Below are 14,706 nucleotides of genomic sequence, written 5' to 3'. Positions count from 1 at the left end.
AGGCAAGTAATCATAACCCAGACCAAGCTTCATACCGCGAAAGCATTGTCAATTCAGTATTAGGCAGGTCTCCTGACTTGTAACATTTTTGCCGCCCTTCCCATCCCTTTCATCAGGACAGTGGACATTACTGGCAAAAACCTTTGTGTTACTTACAGTTGCGCGACAGTTCGTGATTTACACACGATTCCCTATTAATCTACAATTAAGTAAAACCTATACCGGTTGATGAAGTAAAGTAAAGAACTTATCGGGGCAAATATAAGGATATGCCGGCTTAATATTCAGGTTATTTCATTGATGAAATTATAGACTATACCTTATGTATCGTTGTAAAACAGGTGAAGCCGATAATTAATTACCGGCTTCACCTGTTATTTAAAGCAATATCATTCAGCTTATACCGCTACCTCAGCATTTAAAATAACAGCCGCTTCTTCTTGTTTTTGGTGCGAAGCCCTCGCTTTGACGAAAAGCACCAGGGTAATAACAGCCAGTATCGCGAACGATAGATAAGCGGTTCCTAATAACTGCTGATTTTTTATGGCCATAATATTTACAATGCCATAGCTAAAAAATGAAGTGATAATATAAAGCGAGCCGCCGGTCACGCCGCTTGCAATACCCGCATTTTTTGAAAACCGGCCTAAACAGTAGGCAAATATATTATTGAATATAAAGCCAGATAACAGGTGGACCAATGCTGTAAAGGCCATCAGCGTAAATAAATTTGTTTTAATCCCTGCTGTAAACACCATTAAAGCGGCAAAGCCTAATTGCAGTGCAAGCGCTATAGATACTTTTTTGATAAGCGGTTTCCTGATGAGGGTTTTTGAAATAATACCGCCCGCCATCAATGATACCCCCGAAAGCAGCGAACAATAACCGGTTACCACAGGCGACAAATGAAATACATGCTCAATTATAAAAGGGCTGCTCATACCATACACTACCAGCATGGCATAGCTCAGGGAGATCAGGATGAGGCCCAGGGAAAAATCACGGGTTTTAATGGTAGCCAGGTAAACCTGCAGAATACTTTTAGCTTTGAACGGGTGATAATTTTTTAATGATTCGCCACCGTATACCAGCTCTAAAACAAGTAGGGAAAGAGTGGCTATTCCCAGGAAAAGGAAATTGGATTCCCAGCCAAAGGCAGCTTCAAGGTAACCTCCGATAAAAGGCGCTACAATAGGCGCGGTTGCCCAGATGATAGAAAAAAGGCTGGTATAATGTTTAAGCTGCTCGCCCGAGTACATATCTACAAAGTATGCCCTCTTCCCTACCACAATAAGCGCTACGGTGATGCCCTGCAAAATACGCATGGCATAAATAAGCTCAATATTATGGCAGATAGCTATGACAAAACTTGCAAATGCAAACACCAGCAAGGAAACAGTACCGATACGGTACCGGCCAAAGCTATCGAGCAAGCTGCCAACAAACAACTGGCTAACGCCCGAACTGATCATAAACGCGATGAGCGAAAGCTGAACGGCCGAATTATTGACAGCTAATTCCCTGGCCATAGAAGGCAGGGAAGGTATATAAATATCAGTTGCAAAACCAGAAAGCGGGATCAGCGCGAACGCTAAAATTGTGCTGATGCCCCTGTGGTGTTCTTTTATAATTTTCATAGCTTATTGTTGAAATTTAACAGATCGTAAAAACAGTATGCTGTGCGTTTTTATTTAAAACAAAAGTAGACTAATTGGTTTATTAAATAAAACCATTTGGTCTACTTTTAGCCATATTTACATTACTGTGTCAATCACTGCTTAGCCGGCTTATAAATACAGGCATTCATAAGATAAGTGTAAAAAAATCAACCTAAAGTTATACATTTACAAACCAAACCTGAAAATAAAACACTAACTAACAGCTACTTACAAACAATAAAACACTCAGTTAATTTCAACAGGCAATCAACGGCCTTTACTTTTTTAAACCATTTAGTCTATATTTGCATAGTAAATAACTGAAGATGAGCAAAGGCGAGCAAAAAAGGCAATTCATTATTGAGCAGGCAGCGATTTTATTTAATGAGAGGGGAATTGCCGGCACTTCTGTTGATGAGGTACTTGAAGTTGCCAATACCAGTAAGGGATGTTTTTATGGCCATTTTGAAAGCAAAGACGAACTGGCACAAGCCGCTGTTGATTACCTTTTAGGAAAACTAAACGACAGAAGGAACAACACAGTAAGCAAACATAAAACTGCCATTGCCAAGATCAATGCCGCTTTAGACAACAGCAAAAATCCACTGAAAAGCTATATTGAAGGCGGCTGCCCGATAGTTAATTTTTCGACAGAGACCGATGACACTAACCCAGCCATCAAAAAAAAGTTAAAAAACATGGTTGATACCGCAATAACAACCTATGCCAATATAATTCAGGAAGGAATTGATAATGGAGAACTCTCAAACGCCATAAATCCCGTTGAATTTGCAACCCGAATGATGCTTTCGATAGAAGGAGGCAACGCGATCTGCAGGGTATTAAACAGCACAAAACCAATGCAGATCATGATCAAAAGCCTGAAAAACGAACTGGCATCATATGCCCTGGAAAAAGAATAAACACGCTATGGCTTTGCGATAGCCTCATTGATCAATTTTTCGGCCTGCGCACTCCCCGGGCCCGGAGCATCAAAGCTGAGCATTTTTCCTTCTTTATCAATCAGTATATATTTTGGAATTGCATATGCTATATATGATTGTGCAACTGTACCGTCTTTGTCATAAAGCTGCAGCCAGTCCGGCTTTTCTTCTTTGAGCGCATTTCGCCATTCCTTTTCTCCGTCATGTACGGCAATACTGACAAAAGCAACCTGCGGATTAGTTTTAAACTTGTCGCTTAGCTTTTTATATGCAGGCACCTCCTGGCGACATGGCCCGCACCAGCTGGCCCAAAGGTCAATATAAATAACTTTTCCTTTAAAATCGGCCAGGTTAAAAACCTTGCCACGGTCGCTGGGCAAAGTAAAAGCCGGGGCCGGCTTCCCAATTTGCACGTGCATCAGCTGTAACTTTTTTTCGGTAAAATTACCGGCGATGTTATTTTTTAAAGCCGGGTTACTTATTGCGTCAATGAATACACGCATCTCCTTTTGGGCTATATTCAATTTTTCAAGAGAGTTAGCACTACCAATTCTTTTTTCAACGTGTCGGTTCAGATAATAGTCCCTAACCTTACCGGTAAAAAGCTGTTTGATTTTGCCAAGTGTGTACCCGGGCTGCTTCACCGATGCCGAATCGCGCAGCAGATCCAAGCGCTGTTCATAAGCATAATAAAGGGGCAAAACCCATGATTTATAGTCTTCTGATACTAAATATTCGTCATGCGATATCCCTTTTGAAAATGCTGAAGGGGTATTTTTTGATACCAGCTCCCGCATCTGCGCTGCATTGTATTTACTCAAATCAAGGTGCTGAAGCAGCATGTAAAAATTTAAGCTTTGATTATCTAAATCAATCATTTTCTTAAACGTATTGAAATAATGATCCTGTTTTGCCGGCTTATTAAACACAGCATTTAGTAACGAATCTTCCAACGTCTTGCTTTTTTTAAGGAATTGGATTAACTCATCGGTCTTAAGTTCATACCACGCTGTTTTATCATTCCGGGCAACCAGGATTGAATCTAATTTTACACGGTATTGATTGGTTTCGGCACCTATACCGGTTATCTTTTTAGTTTTCGACAGCTTGGCATAATCAATAGCGTCACCGGTTATATGGAGATCATAACCCGGTGCCACATAGATCCGGTTGATTTGGGTATTGTTTTGCTGGATGCTGGTGCGTTGAGGCTTTACTATCTTGTACGTTTTTAAATAAAACTCACCCGAATCATTAAGCCTGATGGTATCCATAAGAAGTTTACCGTTGGCATCTTCAAAAAAGATCTTCAACATCTTTTCGGCCGAATTGCTGAGCTTTCCCTGAATAACAAGTGGTTGAACCGGGTTTTGAGCTACTCCCTTGCCGATAAAATAAAATGAAAGCAGGAACAGGATTATTTTTTTCATAGATGTAGCTGGTAGGTTTAAACAAATATAAAGCTCAGCAGCTTATTTCAATACAACTTCGGGATTTAGTTTGCATGTTATCCCCACCCGGAGACAGACCGAATCAGCGATGGTTCAAAAAGAAACCTAATCCCGTCAGCTTTGTCAAATCATAAAAAATTAAAAATTATAATAAAATGCTAAATCGATTTAATTATATTAGTCAAACCAATTTATCTACTTAATGCAAGCAGGAAAAACAACCTGACCATCACCAATTAATCAATTAAATCTACATGAAACACTTTCTGATTTTAATTTTTTCTGTAACTACCCTTCTCTCATCACAAAACAGTAATGCCCGGCCTGTTCATAAAACTGCACAGGAAAAGACATGGAATGCGCAATGGATCTCCGCACCCGGCATCACCGGAAATGAATACGGCATTTATTATTTCCGTAAAAACATTGAGCTGACCAACAAACCGGCCGGCTTTATTATTCATGTATCGGCAGATAATAGGTATAAACTGTACGTAAACGGCACATTGGTATCATTAGGCCCGGCAAGGGGCGATACTTTTTACTGGAACTATGAAACCGTCGACCTTGCGCCTTATCTCGTAGCCGGTAAAAATACCGTAGCTGCTTTAGTGTGGAACGAGGCTCAATACCGTCCTGAAGCGCAGATCAGTGTCCGCACAGCCTTTATTATACAAGGTAATTCAGCAGCCGAAGATATCCTCAATACCAATAACACCTGGAAAAGCATTCAGGATAAAGGCTATCAGCCCATCTGGGGCTATTTTGCAGCCAGCACCGGCGAAATGGTGGACCTGAATAAAAGTATTATGAACTGGTATTCGCCTAACTTTGATGATAGCAGCTGGCCAAAGGCGGCAAACCTCTTCGGTGGGCAATTAAAGGGCCGGTGGGACGGTTTCGGATGGCAATTGGTACCGTCCTCCATTCCGCACCAGGAATTAATTTACGAGCGGATCCCTATTGTACGTAAAGCCTCCGGGATGGATGTTCCCCCGGCTTTTCCGGGCACTAAGGCACCGCTTACTATTCCTGCAAATACTACAGTTACCATACTGCTTGATCAAACGCATCTTACCAACGCCTATCCTACTATTAATTTTAGCGGTGGGAAAGATGCCGGGATCTCTTTAAGCTATGCCGAATCGCTTTTTGATAATTTAAGCAAATATGGCATGCGTAAAGGTAACCGTAACGATGTGGAGGGCAAGGATTTTTCGGGCAGAAATGATAGTTTGATATCCAATGGCAGCAAAGGGCAATCATATACTACGCTCAACTTCCGTACTTTTAGGTACATCCGCTTAATTGTGCATACACAAAACGAGCCTTTGGTTATTGATGACCTGTATGGCACCTTTACCGGGTACCCATTTAAGCAGCGTGCCGTTTTCAATACCGATAATAAGGAAATAAAACAGATGCTCGATATCGGCTGGCATACCGCCCGTTTGAATGCGTTTGAAACCTATACAGATTGCCCTTATTATGAGCAATTACAATACATCGGCGATACCCGTATCCAGGCCATGATATCCTACTACTATAGCGGCGATGACCGGCTGGCCCGCAATGCCATAAACCTGATGGATCACTCCCGTTTAACAGAGGGCGTTACCCAAAGCCGTTACCCTACGCATGATACCCAAATTATTTCCACCTTTTCGTTATGGTACATAGGCATGCTGTACGATTACTGGATGTACCGCAATGACAGTAATTTTATTAAGGATAAGCTGGATGGCGAACGGGCAGTATTAAAGTTTTTCAGCCAATACCAACAAGCTGATGGCTCATTAAAAAACACCCCTTACTGGACTTTTGTGGATTGGGCCAGCGGCAAAAACTGGGATATAGGCTCGCCGCCAAAAGGCACCGACGGCAGTTCGGCCATTATTGATTTGCAATTACTTTGGGCTTATGAGTGGGCTGCTGCTATGGAAACAAAAATGGGCATGCCCGGTTACGCCACTTTATACAACAAAGAAGCTGCGAAACTTAAGCAAACCATTCAACGCAAATATTGGGACCCGGCGAAAATGCTGTATGCCGATACATGGGACAAGAAACAATTTTCGCAGCATGCCAATTCATTAGCCATACTTACAGGCATGGTGAAAAACGCAGATCTGCCTGTATTATCCAAACGATTATTAACCGATACCTCATTGACCCAATGCACCATTTATTTTAAATATTACCTGCACCAGGCCTTAGTAAAAGGTGGTTTAGGTAACGATTATATGAACTGGCTGGGTATCTGGCGCGAGAATATTAAAATGGGCTTAACCACCTGGGCCGAATACTCCGATCTTAAATATAGCCGTTCAGATTGCCATGCCTGGGGAAGCAGCCCCAACATTGAATTCTTCAGGACTGTTTTGGGTATTGACAGCTACGCCCCCGGGTTTAGCAAAATAAAGATCGAACCACATTTGGGGACAATGACCAATGTGAGCGGTGAGATCCCGCATCCTGATGGCAGGGTTGCAGTAGCTTATGTTTTAGAAAATAACAAATGGAAAATAAAGGTCAGTTTACCACAGCACACATCCGGCATATTGGTTTGGAGGGCAAAATCCTACCCGCTTAAAGGCGGTGAAAATGTGATGGTTATTTAAGAAGTTTTAAGACTTACGAAGTAATTATGTAAGAAAAGCATAGCGCAGAGTATGCGGTCATCCTCTTTTGGAGGGCCGAAATTTAATTTAGAGGCGATAACTTTAAGTTTCGCAAAATAACAATTAAATAACCGCGCTATGCCAAAAACAAAATTGCAAAATGGGAATGACTTTAGTGGTCAGAAATTTTATGTTGGACTTGATGTTCACAAAAAATCATGGGCAGTAACGATCCGGAGCCTTGGGATTGAGGTATCCCATTTTAGCCAGGATCCGGGAGCAGAGCGATTGGATGCTTATTTACAGCGGGAGTTTCCCGGAGGGGATTATTATTCAGCGTATGAAGCGGGCTTTTGTGGCACGGAAGCCCACGGGCAACTATGTAAGCTCGGAATAAAGAACATCATTGTACACGCAGCGGATATTCCCACAACAGACAAGCAAAAGAAGAATAAAACAGATCTTCACGACAGCCGGGCACTTGCAGACCATTTGGAGCGGGGCAATTTAAAAGGGATCTATGTACTCAACCAGGATCAACAGGAATTAAGGAGCCTGTTTCGGATGACGGAAAGCAAGGTTATTGACGTAACCAGGGCAAACAACAGGCTCAAAAGCTTTTTGATGTATTATAGTATAAAGCTACCCGAGACCATCTCAAAAAACGAGTTTTTATCGGGTAAGGCGCTGGCCTGGCTGAACATTGAGCTGGGTAGTTCGCCTGGCACGTTTACCTTACAGCAATATATAGAAGAGTTAAAATATCAGCGGAAGCAATTATTCCAAATAACGAAATCCCTGCGGTTGCAGATTCAGTCCTTGCATAAGGAAACTTATACGAACCTGTTGACAGTTCCGGGCATCGGTGCAATTACAGCAATGGGATTACTGGTAGAGATAGCTGATTTCAGTCGTTTCGAAGCGCCGGACAAATACGCCAGCTTTCTTGGTTTATGCCCATGGGAGGATAGTTCAGGTCCGGTTATTAAAACCAAAGGTGTGCAGCCACGCTGCAATGGTCACTTGCGTCCATTACTGGTAGAAGCATCATGGAAAGCGATAGCTAAATCCCGCTCATTGTTTGCTTATTACAGCAAACATGCAAACAAAAGTGGTAAAAAGGCGATCATTAAAGTAGCACGTAAACTGGCTATGATAGCCAAAGGGGTTGCCACAAGCGGACAGCCCTACAAAGAAGATTATTTAAAGAATAAACAAAACGAAAAGGGCCTGAAAGCTGAAAGGTTTTCTTTAGGCATGACAGAACAGCATATAAACAAACAGCCAGGCAGTGGACTACGAATAGAAATGCCTGGCTGATATGCTTTATCCGGCTGTAATATCCCTGGCAGGTTGCTCCTCAGCAGAGCCCGCTTCCGTTTCTTACAGCATACTAAATTTATTAAAAAAGAGTTTCAGTAACAAAAAGCATCTCAGATCAACATTAAAGAGGAAAACGCACATTTGAAAACTGTATTTAATTACATTACGAAGTATTCGTACCTCTTTTAAATTCACACAATTACTGGCGGCATTGATCGCACATAGCAGTTTGAGTCTTTTTAATTACTGAAAATAAAACTATAACTTTATGTGAATCGAAAAATCTCATACATCTTTGCTATGCTTTTCTACATAGCAGTTTTTAAAACTTCGTAAGTCTGGTTTTTATTATTTGAGATCTTTTAATTGAGCAAATGCCTTTCGTCCTGCCTTAAAATCATTTGTTCCCTGGCGCTTAGCAGCACCATAATAAATAATCCAAGTAAAATACAAACAACCACACCAAAATTGGCTGTAAGTATACTTGAACTTACATTTCTTTGCCCGCTTTGCAGCAGGCGGTTGCTCTCGCCAACCTGTATCGCTATCAGTTGATCAAGCGATTTAAGGGCCTGATTAAAAACATACTCTGCATTATTCAGGCCAGCTTCCTGCTGCTGCAGATCACGCAATTGCACACGAAAGGTCTTCCATTTTGCTGATTCTTCGCGTGTTAATTGAGTGGCCTCATATTTCTTTGCTAACGCTTCTATAGCTGCATAATTACCATTAGTTTTTACCTGGACATCTGCACCAGAAACAGCTGCCAGTTTATTTTCATAAAGCCTGCTGCTTATTTCATGTACAAAAGTAGCTGGCAATAAGCGATCCTTCATAATGGATGTCAGCGTTTTATCCAATTCTTTAACATTGTCGCGACCATTCCAGTTGGCTAATAAAAGCATAGCAGTAAGCACAGCTAAGGCTAATACCATTCTTGCTTTATTTTTTATAATAAAAGCCCGTTTCATAACAGTAAATTTTTATTAAAGGTAAGATACAAACTGAATATTAACGAAATATCCATCTTTATAAATACTTCACTTTTACCTGCTAATATAAGGCCCTTCTAAATCAAATCACCCTTTTAATCCGGACGATGAGCCCCTGATCTGGAGGTTGGTTTTAAGAATTATTGAATGAGAAGCGGTACTAACTCCCTTGGTATTAAGCTTTTTAAGTAGCACGGTGATCACATTATCGGCAATTTCTTCAACCGGCTGAGCTATGGCGGTTACCGGGGCGAGTACAGCTTAAAAACGTCATAATCATCAAACGATATAACGGCCATATCCCTGGAACTTTAATACCCAGTGTGTTAAACACTTTTAACCCGCAGGTACCTACGTGGTTGGTGCCAAAAACTACCGCGTCGAGATCCTGATGCTTTTTAAAAAAGGCAGTCATCGGTTTAATGATCATTTCTTCGTCCTGGTTAAAAACAATCTCTTTAACCACCGGAGCAAAACGGCTTTCCTTCAGGGCATCCTTATAGCCCTGCATCCGGGCCAGCATTTGTGTTTGTGACGAAGCGAAAGTAACGAAGCCTATATTTTTGTAACCCTGTTGTATTAAGTGCCTGGTGGCATTATAGGTGCTGAAAAGGTTATCAATCTCTACATAATCGGTATTTACTTTGGGTAAATGCCTGTCGAACATTACCACCGGCAGGCCATCCTTAAGCAGTTGTTCTACATCGTCTTCAATACCTTCGGGCGGGGCAATAATATAGCCATCCACATGCCTGTCACGAAACATGCTAATTAGTTCCCTGGTTTTTTGGGTATCATTATCGGTACTGCAATAAATTATTTTGTAGCCGTTTTTATAAGCCCTATCCTCAATAAGCCGGGCTATGCTTGCAAAAAAAGGGTTTGAAATATCTTCAACCATTAAACCAATGGTATTTGATTTACCGGTACGCAGGCTTTTAGCCAGGGAATTAGGTTTATAACCCACTTCTTCTACATATTTGGTAACACGCTCTACCAGGTCTTCACCTATCCGTTTTTCCTTTGCACGCCCGTTCAGTATAAACGATACGGTGGTTTTAGAAACCTTTAATTCATTGGCGATATCAACAATCGATAGTTTTTTCAATGGCTTATAATTGGCTAAAATCAAATATAAAATATAATCGCTTAATAACCATGATTTATTAAGCGATTATTGGCCAAAATATAAAAATAAATCGATTAAGCTAATCTGCTCATATTCCTTTTTTATTCAGTTTAGGATAACTGATCCCGAACAAAAATATCACCATATAACAAATGATAGGCAGGTAATAAGCCGTAGCAACATTGTGATTAGCAATGAGGCCCATAACCGGCGGAAACAATCCCCCGCCTACAACTCCCATTACTATAAATGATGACGCGTTTTGCGTTTGTGAACCTAAATTTTTCAACCCCAGGCTAAATATGGTTGGGAACATAATACTGAAGAAAAAGTTGATGAACAGCAATGCAACAAATGACACCACGCCAAATCCCTGTGCTACAATAACACACATCAGGATATTGCCCAGGGCAAATATCGCCAGCAGTTTGTTTGGCGCTATGTAACGCATCAGGAAGGTGCCAATAAAACGGCCGGCCATCATCATCACCATACTTAATGAAAAATAATAGCCTGCGTGTTCATCGGTTAAATGCATGATCTCGTGACCGTAATTTATAAAAAACGCCCAGGTGCCGCCTTGTGCTGCCACGTTAAACAGTTGAGCTATGGCCGCAAAAACGAAATGCTTTTTTTTGAACAGGCTTTCCGGAATATGTCCTTCGGCAGCAACAGCGTATGAATCCGTAGCTACCACATGTGGATCTTGTAAAGGGGGCACTTTTAAAAATGAAAATGCTACGCCAACCAATGCTATCACCGCTCCTATCACAATATACAGGTGTTTAACAGATATCAGGTCGTTAGAATGCTCCTGCCCCCTTTTAAAACGAAATAGCCGCCCAACAGCGGACCAATAACGCCGCCGACACCGTTAAAAGCCTGCGAAAAGTTAATGCGTTGGTCGCTGGTACGCTGATCGCCGAGAGAGGCAACAAATGGATGAGCAACAGTTTCGAGCGTAGCCAGGCCGCAAGCCAGGATAAACAAGGCTATCCGAAAGAAGTCAAACGATTTAGCATCAGCCGCCGGAACAAACAGGAATGCACCTGCAGCATACAGCCCCAGGCCTAAAAGCACACCGTTTTTATAACCGAACTTTTTCATGAACATACCTGCCGGGATGCCCATCACCGCGTAAGCGCCAAATAATGATAACTGTACATAAGCCGAACGCGACTTTGAAACATGCAAAACATTTTGAAAATGCTTGTTTAATGTATCGCCGAGGGTCATGGCTATGCCCCAAAGCATAAATAATGAGGTTACAAAAATGAGTACGACAAGGAACTTGCCTTCGGTGAATTTGGGTTTGGTATCCATTATGCAGGTTTGTTTGTTAATTGGACCGGTAAATTAGTTTAAAACTTCAAGGTACCAAAGGCTTATTATTACTTTTCTGTTATTACCGGATCGTTATAAGGCTGTACCAATAGCTTCAGCTTGTCGTTGCCCAGCAACGCTGCATCAAATTCAATCCTGATATCTTTTGATTCGCCCTTCATCAGCGAAAAATAGTTATCATTCATTATTGCCGGCAGTATCTGTTCACCCGTCCCGGCTTTCGTTGCCAGTACGCGAATAGCAAATGCAGCCGCCTTTGATGAGGATGGATTGCTGATCTTCGCATCCACATAATACTTGCCGTTAATTAGTTTTATGGTTGATGATACTTTCAGGTTAACCTTCGGCAGTTGGTTAAGAGCGGTAAAATCTGTGCGTTTATTACCCCGCCAGTAAAAATTATCCGATACCAATTTGCCACCCTTATCAATCAATCTTAGTTTGATGAAATGAACATCCGTAAGACCACTGCTTTTCGGCGCGCCGCCGTACACCTCAAAATCCCAAAGCGAGTAGCCCCATCCCGATCCGCGCTGCAATCCATACATACGAACGTAGCGGCCTTTTACCTCATCAAAAGTGATTTGCTGTACGCCAACGTGGCCATCCCCGCTTTCATAAACATCTTTCCAGCTTTTAGCATCGTCAGATACCTGGATCTTGAAAGCTTTACCATATGCCTCCTCCCAGTTTAATTTCAAGCCGTTTACTTCTTGCTCTTTACCCAAATCGACATAGATCCATTCGACATCATTTGAATTACTGGCCCACCTGCTTCCCGGATTACCATCCGTTACAGAACCGGCCTCACCCATGGTGGTTGATGATGCAAATGCAGGTTTGTTTAGTGCCAAATTTTCGCGGTTATCAGCAAAAGCCATGGCAAAGCAATTCAGCGCTGTATTCGATGGCGCATCGATAGTTTTTGACTGGCTATATTCTTTTACGATCTGTCCATCGCTGTTATAAACATCGGCATAAGCAATGAGGCTGTTTTCGTCGGTACGGGTGGTGTTGATCACTTTAATAGCATTATTTACCGGGTTCCATTGAATATGCACCGGTTCGCAGGCTTTTTTTGCTCCCCAGTAGGCACCAGTGAGATCATAATAGTAGTCATAGGTTTGCCACACCAATGAAGGATAGGCCGACTGGCTCATCCAGGTCATAATGCCCGATGCATCTTCCCAGATATTATCTTCCCAGCCTTCGTACATGGCTTTATTGGTTTCGATGTTCAGCAGCTGGGCTTTGCGGCAATAATCCTCGATACCCGTAGGCGCACCGTAACGGTTTTTAATACCATCGTCGTACCTGTCGGGCCCGGCATTACCTGCGGACGAACCAAAGAAATGCAGGTTCCACATCTCATTGCGGGGCCACCATTTATCCTTCGGCATAAACTTTTTAAAGCTGTCGAAATTGGTAAATACCGCCGTACCTATCTCGCTGCGAAGCCCCCAACCCTGGTTACCGCCAAAGCCATTAGGAAAACGGCTGAAATACCAGCGCGGATCAAAGTTAGTCCACGGACCGCTGCCTGTTAGGTTACCCGCATGCGAGTTGGGTTGATAATATCTGTCGTTACCATCGTAAGCGCTGATATCTTCACGAAGCCAGTTATTGAGCGGAGGTAAAGGTTCGCCCTCATTATCACCGCACCAAATGGCAATGGAAGGATGGTTCCTGAAGCGTTTAATTTTTTCGATGGCGTTGGCATTGAAAGTATTTACGTCATTAGGCAGGTTGGGGATAGAGTTAAGCCAGAAATCATCCCAGATCATGATGCCGTATTTATCACAGGCATCATAAAATTCCTCATCGGTGGTTGAGCCTATCCAGTTGCGGATGATGTTAAAATTCATCTCTTTGTGCAGGCGTACTTTAGTATCATACTCATCTCCCCGGCAGCGCAGCATGTACTCGGCCATTCCCCAATTGCCGCCCTTTAAAAATACTTTGGTGCCATTTACACACAAATGCAATACATGGCCAACAGTATCGTAGCTGTATTTTTTTATGCCGAATTTGATTTGCTTGCTGTCAGATACTTCATCGCCCAGTTTCAGGCTTAAGTTACAGGTGTACAGGTTGGCATCGCCATAGCCATTAGGCCACCACAGTTTTGGGCCGTTGATCACCAACTGCGAAAAATGTTTTGGGTCGATCTTTACCTCGGCATTGCTGTTAGCACCCACAAATACCTTTTGGGTAAACTGGATATTTCCAGGATTAATAACACCGGTTAAGGTTCCTGTTTGAAAAGTATCGGTGCTGTTTTTCACCCCAACCGAAACCGATACTTCAGCCCGGGCGGTAGTAGGCACATCCGTGCGAATCCAGGGATCATTAATGGTAAGGCTACCTGTGTTGCTCAGGTAAACATCATCAGTAATGCCGCCGTTGAGACCCGGTACATAAGGCATCCAATCCCAACTGGCGCTGGGTATATATGTTGGACTGGCATAATTTACCAATGGGTTCAGCGGACAGTAAGCCAAAACAGCCAGTGTGTTTGCCCCTGTTTTATTTACGAGTTTCGTTACGTCATACACTCCCCGCTGCATAAAACCATCCAGGCTGCCTATCTTCTTCCCGTTCAGGTAGATCTCGGCTTTGCGGTTAATACCTTTGAAATTAAGCCAGATTTTTTGTTTGGTGAAACCTGCAGGTACGCTGAACTGCGTACGGTACCAGAAATTGCGGTCGTACTTCTTTTTATCAACCTTATAAATATTATCGCCAAAATTGGGATCCTTTTCCAAACCGGCCGCTACGTATGATGAAAATACAGTACCAGGTACAATAGCCTTTACCCAATCAGTAGCGGCGTAACCGCTTTTGTGGATGTCAAGACTATCGGCTCCCAGGTCGGTCTGGGCTTTTACTTTCCATGTAATTTGTTTATTGGTGTTGTTGAGGTAAAAGATTTCCTGTGCTGATGCCGGGTTAAACAGCAGTATCACCGAAGTAAGTAATAGAATTGACTTTTTTATTTTGTAAATATTGATCATAAAATCGTTTTAGCGAATACTCTAATAATTCTTAAAGTAAATCGTCATTGCGAGGAACGAAGCAATCCCAAACTCTACAGAGCGGACCTGCTAATCGGGCATTGCTTCGTTCCTACCCATGACATAATAAAAAATACAGTCATGCTGAACTTGTTTCAGCACCCCACATGCAAGGCCGCTTGCATAGCCGCTCAGCGCGTCGGATCCCGAAATAAATTCGGGATGACGGG

General features: G+C 42.4%; 10 protein-coding genes and 1 riboswitch. Of the genes, 3 read left to right on the top strand and 7 right to left on the bottom strand.

Translation table 11 applies throughout. From position 1 onward, the window contains the following. Positions 1-44: 44 nt before the first annotated feature. Positions 45-235, bottom strand: a riboswitch (cobalamin riboswitch). Between the two features lie 163 nt (positions 236-398). Continuing rightward, a complete protein-coding gene (locus DIU38_RS07820) occupies positions 399-1,637 on the bottom strand; it encodes an MFS transporter (protein WP_112652986.1) in 1,239 nt (412 codons plus the stop codon). A gap of 347 nt (positions 1,638-1,984) precedes the next feature. On the opposite strand from DIU38_RS07820, the gene DIU38_RS07815 reads away from it, so the two are divergent. Then, positions 1,985-2,581: a TetR/AcrR family transcriptional regulator gene (locus tag DIU38_RS07815; RefSeq protein ID WP_112652987.1), complete on the top strand. Its 597-nt coding sequence runs from the start codon at positions 1,985-1,987 to the stop codon at positions 2,579-2,581. 5 nt (positions 2,582-2,586) lie between these two features. On the opposite strand, the gene DIU38_RS07810 is transcribed toward DIU38_RS07815, so the two are convergent. Further along, positions 2,587-4,032 (bottom strand): TlpA family protein disulfide reductase, encoded by a 1,446-nt coding sequence (locus DIU38_RS07810; RefSeq protein ID WP_112652988.1) that lies wholly within the window; start codon positions 4,030-4,032, stop codon positions 2,587-2,589. A gap of 275 nt (positions 4,033-4,307) precedes the next feature. Here DIU38_RS07810 and DIU38_RS07805 point away from each other — a divergent pair, with 275 nt between their 5' ends. Both DIU38_RS07805 and DIU38_RS07800 read left to right on the top strand, forming a co-directional pair. Beyond that, positions 4,308-6,674 (top strand): alpha-L-rhamnosidase-related protein, encoded by a 2,367-nt coding sequence (locus DIU38_RS07805; RefSeq protein WP_112652989.1) that lies wholly within the window; start codon positions 4,308-4,310, stop codon positions 6,672-6,674. A 138-nt stretch (positions 6,675-6,812) separates the two neighbouring features. Continuing rightward, on the top strand, positions 6,813-7,994 hold the full coding sequence (locus tag DIU38_RS07800; RefSeq protein ID WP_112658976.1) for an IS110 family RNA-guided transposase: 1,182 nt from the start codon (positions 6,813-6,815) through the stop codon (positions 7,992-7,994). A 365-nt stretch (positions 7,995-8,359) separates the two neighbouring features. Here DIU38_RS07800 and DIU38_RS07795 read toward each other — a convergent pair whose 3' ends face one another. The 5 genes from DIU38_RS07795 to DIU38_RS07780 form a co-directional block, all read right to left on the bottom strand. Then, the gene (locus DIU38_RS07795) at positions 8,360-8,968 is read right to left on the bottom strand and encodes an MCP four helix bundle domain-containing protein (protein WP_112654216.1); all 609 of its coding nucleotides are present in this window, start codon (positions 8,966-8,968) and stop codon (positions 8,360-8,362) included. Positions 8,969-9,209: 241 nt separating this feature from the next. Beyond that, complete coding sequence (locus tag DIU38_RS07790) at positions 9,210-10,097, bottom strand: LacI family DNA-binding transcriptional regulator (protein WP_244311269.1); 888 nt, start codon at positions 10,095-10,097, stop codon at positions 9,210-9,212. Positions 10,098-10,206: 109 nt separating this feature from the next. Further along, on the bottom strand, positions 10,207-10,890 hold the full coding sequence (locus tag DIU38_RS34630; protein WP_317132426.1) for an MFS transporter: 684 nt from the start codon (positions 10,888-10,890) through the stop codon (positions 10,207-10,209). Between the two features lie 23 nt (positions 10,891-10,913). Then, positions 10,914-11,441, bottom strand: coding sequence for an MFS transporter (locus DIU38_RS34625; RefSeq protein WP_317132425.1), 528 nt, complete (start codon positions 11,439-11,441; stop codon positions 10,914-10,916). Positions 11,442-11,509: 68 nt separating this feature from the next. After that, positions 11,510-14,476, bottom strand: coding sequence for a discoidin domain-containing protein (locus tag DIU38_RS07780; RefSeq protein ID WP_112654218.1), 2,967 nt, complete (start codon positions 14,474-14,476; stop codon positions 11,510-11,512). Positions 14,477-14,706 lie beyond the last annotated feature (230 nt).

The sequence above is a fragment of the Mucilaginibacter metallidurans genome (genome assembly GCF_003286435.2).
Taxonomy (GTDB): domain Bacteria; phylum Bacteroidota; class Bacteroidia; order Sphingobacteriales; family Sphingobacteriaceae; genus Mucilaginibacter; species Mucilaginibacter gossypii.
This window is presented reverse-complemented; position numbering and strand designations above follow the sequence as displayed.

What these genes read in the sequence shown, in the direction of transcription:
- DIU38_RS07805 (WP_112652989.1), top strand. Translation starts at nt 4,308, where the DNA reads ATGAAACACTTTCTGATTTTAATTTTTTCTGTAACTACCCTTCTCTCA.
- DIU38_RS34625 (WP_317132425.1), bottom strand. Translation starts at nt 11,441, where the DNA reads ATGGATACCAAACCCAAATTCACCGAAGGCAAGTTCCTTGTCGTACTC.
- DIU38_RS07800 (WP_112658976.1), top strand. Translation starts at nt 6,813, where the DNA reads ATGCCAAAAACAAAATTGCAAAATGGGAATGACTTTAGTGGTCAGAAA.
- DIU38_RS07810 (WP_112652988.1), bottom strand. Translation starts at nt 4,032, where the DNA reads ATGAAAAAAATAATCCTGTTCCTGCTTTCATTTTATTTTATCGGCAAG.
- DIU38_RS07815 (WP_112652987.1), top strand. Translation starts at nt 1,985, where the DNA reads ATGAGCAAAGGCGAGCAAAAAAGGCAATTCATTATTGAGCAGGCAGCG.
- DIU38_RS07820 (WP_112652986.1), bottom strand. Translation starts at nt 1,637, where the DNA reads ATGAAAATTATAAAAGAACACCACAGGGGCATCAGCACAATTTTAGCG.
- DIU38_RS07780 (WP_112654218.1), bottom strand. Translation starts at nt 14,476, where the DNA reads ATGATCAATATTTACAAAATAAAAAAGTCAATTCTATTACTTACTTCG.
- DIU38_RS07795 (WP_112654216.1), bottom strand. Translation starts at nt 8,968, where the DNA reads ATGAAACGGGCTTTTATTATAAAAAATAAAGCAAGAATGGTATTAGCC.